Below are 619 nucleotides of genomic sequence, written 5' to 3' on the forward strand. Positions count from 1 at the left end.
GAGATTGCCGGGCCGATTTTGCCGCATACCGATTATGCGTTTTTCTCATATGAACAAGAGGACGACGAAATGGAAGGGTTTATCCGGTGGGCGCATGCGCAAGGGCCGCGTGTCGTTGTGGTGACGCTGGGTGAGCAAGGCAGCGTGGCTTATGACGGAGAGAAGTTCTACCGGGAAGGCATCGTGTCGGCCGAGGTGGTCAATACGGTAGGCGCGGGCGATTCGTTTTGCGCAGGTTTCATGTATGGCCAGCTAAGCGGCTGGACGATCCAGGAATCGCTTAAGCAAGGAGCCAAGACGGCTGCCGAAGTCGTATCCAAATTCGAACCCTACTAACCGGTGACGCAAAGCCGGCGGAAAGGCGGAAAAATCTGTTGATCATCGATGTGCATACCCATCCGATATTTTACAAAGCGATCAGCGAAGACAAAGAGACGCTGAATTACCGCAAAGCGCAGTTCGGTGTGTTCAAACAAGGCCCCAGCCCCATTGAATCCGTGCTGCAAGAAATGGACTATAACGGAATCGACCGTTCCATTTTGCTTCCTCTGGACCTGACGACGCAAAGCGGAGGCTGGATTGTCTCGAATGAGGAGGTCAAACAAATCGTTGACCTTGC

Annotated in this window: 1 protein-coding gene and 1 pseudogene; both read left to right on the plus strand. The window is 53.3% G+C overall.

What is annotated here, in order from left to right; all coding sequences use genetic code 11:
* On the plus strand, positions 1-336 hold a 336-nt coding region (locus ACE6ED_RS29205; protein ID WP_410830959.1), incomplete at its 5' end, for a PfkB family carbohydrate kinase.
* 38 nt (positions 337-374) lie between these two features.
* Positions 375-619, plus strand: a pseudogene (locus ACE6ED_RS29210) (amidohydrolase family protein); the annotation flags it as partial.

The organism is Paenibacillus nanchangensis (genome assembly GCF_046543445.1).
Lineage (GTDB): Bacteria > Bacillota > Bacilli > Paenibacillales > Paenibacillaceae > Paenibacillus_AQ > Paenibacillus_AQ nanchangensis.